Genomic DNA, 1,668 nt, shown 5'->3' on the forward strand with positions numbered 1-1,668 from the left:
CGGGCTATTCCGTTCAAAAGCTCCGGTGCTCGGCGCGGCAAACGGGAAGAAAAAGACCCCGATATTTACAGAAAACCAAAATTTGTAATTCAAATTGCTAGGTTTTATTTCTTTCAATCCAGCGTATCAGGCAAATGCTTCATAAGTCCTTTTTCATAACAATCTTTAAAAATCAGAAAGATGAAATCACCAATAACATCAATGTACTGATTTAATGCATTACGTTCGATCCAAAGATAGCCATCAACGAAAGCTGTGTTATTAAAAGTAAAACCGTTTAGCCTTGCAATAAAACCCGGCAATTGTTCAGAATACTTATACTCATTGAGTATGCCAGCACTATGAGTAATACAATTTCTCACATAAACAATTGCTTCTATATCTTTTAAAACCTCATTTTGTTGAAAATTAATCTCACTAGACAATTTTTTAAAAAAATTCACTACAAAATTATTATCTCTTATTAAAATAGGTATTCTAAGTTGCTTGTTAAGATTTTTTATTGACCATTCAATCATAGTGACAAGCAATACTACGGCACTGTATCTGATAATAATTGGCATATTAATCTCAAATCTTAATCTAGCAATTTCCTCGAGACCAAGTATGTAACCTCTTGGTAGGTTATTTTCAACATCAAGTTGTTGAATACGATCAAGTTCTTTCGCATGTTGAATTTCTACATTACATTCTGATGTAACGAGAAAATCCTTAACATCGCTAATCATTGATTGCTCTAGAAAAGCATAAATTTTCTCTTTTAAAAACTGCTCTTTTAATTGACTCATAGCCAAAGGGGCATTCCCGCCCTATTCGCCTCTTTGTTTCCGTAATTGTTCAGCAGAATTCCTAGCGTCACGAAGTCTATCGCCATTTTCAATCGATTTATTTACTAAATACAACATTACAACGAATAATAAGACTTTCAATATGGCTGAAGCCCATCCAGAATTATTACCATCTTCCTCAGAAATCGAATCAAAATTTAATTCTGGCACTTCTTTTTGGCAAAACCGACATATTTTTGCTTTAACTTTTATATTCTCAGCACAGAATGGACAAACACGTATTGCTCCAGACGAGTTATGCGAAAACCCGATTAGTAATATTCCAGAAATAAATACAACGCCTGCGCCAATGAATATATTTGACTGATTATTCATAAGCCCTAGATTTAGAATTCGTTCTCCTGTAGCAATTTCTAATGAAGTATCCATCACCATGCCGTAACCAGCTAAAACTAAACTAAATATTGTAAATATTTGACCCCACGCCCGCATATAGTCTCCTTATTTATCTGCAACCCTTAGGATTCGCAGAACTCAGTGAGGCGCTTCGTTCTCATGGGCCTTCTAACATCTGCAGAATCCTACAACTCCATCCCACATCCTAAACAAACAAAATAATCTAACCAATATCAATCCCGCGACGGGGTTGTTCCCGTTATTCCGCCCCGAGCATCGCAGCTTTTGGCGAGATCGGCCCGCAGGGGAGCGGCAGGGATGCCGCTCGTTTTCGGAGGGGCTGGGAAGCCCCTTCCGAAAACCCTCGGCAAAAGCGAGAAGCGCAGGAAATTGGCGGAATTCCGGGTGGCCTTTTCTTTGGATACTTTCTTTTGGCCAAGCAAAAGAAAGTATCTCGGCTGTCGGGCCGAGACCCGACTTTAAA

The 1,668-nt window shown here is 38.3% G+C and carries 2 protein-coding genes; both read right to left on the bottom strand.

The annotated features are described in order from the left end of the window. Positions 1–113: 113 nt before the first annotated feature. Positions 114–788 (bottom strand): hypothetical protein, encoded by a 675-nt coding sequence (locus A1332_RS00795; RefSeq protein WP_064006691.1) that lies wholly within the window; start codon positions 786–788, stop codon positions 114–116. A gap of 21 nt (positions 789–809) precedes the next feature. Then, positions 810–1,280, bottom strand: a complete 471-nt coding sequence (locus A1332_RS00800) for a hypothetical protein (RefSeq protein WP_064006692.1) — start codon at positions 1,278–1,280, stop codon at positions 810–812. Positions 1,281–1,668 lie beyond the last annotated feature (388 nt).

Source organism: Methylomonas methanica (genome assembly GCF_001644035.1).
GTDB classification, from domain to species: Bacteria; Pseudomonadota; Gammaproteobacteria; order Methylococcales; family Methylomonadaceae; genus Methylomonas; species Methylomonas methanica_A.

Excerpts from the sequence above, each read along its gene's own strand:
- A1332_RS00795 (WP_064006691.1), bottom strand. The coding sequence starts at position 788 with ATGAGTCAATTAAAAGAGCAGTTTTTAAAAGAGAAAATTTATGCTTTT.
- A1332_RS00800 (WP_064006692.1), bottom strand. The coding sequence starts at position 1,280 with ATGCGGGCGTGGGGTCAAATATTTACAATATTTAGTTTAGTTTTAGCT.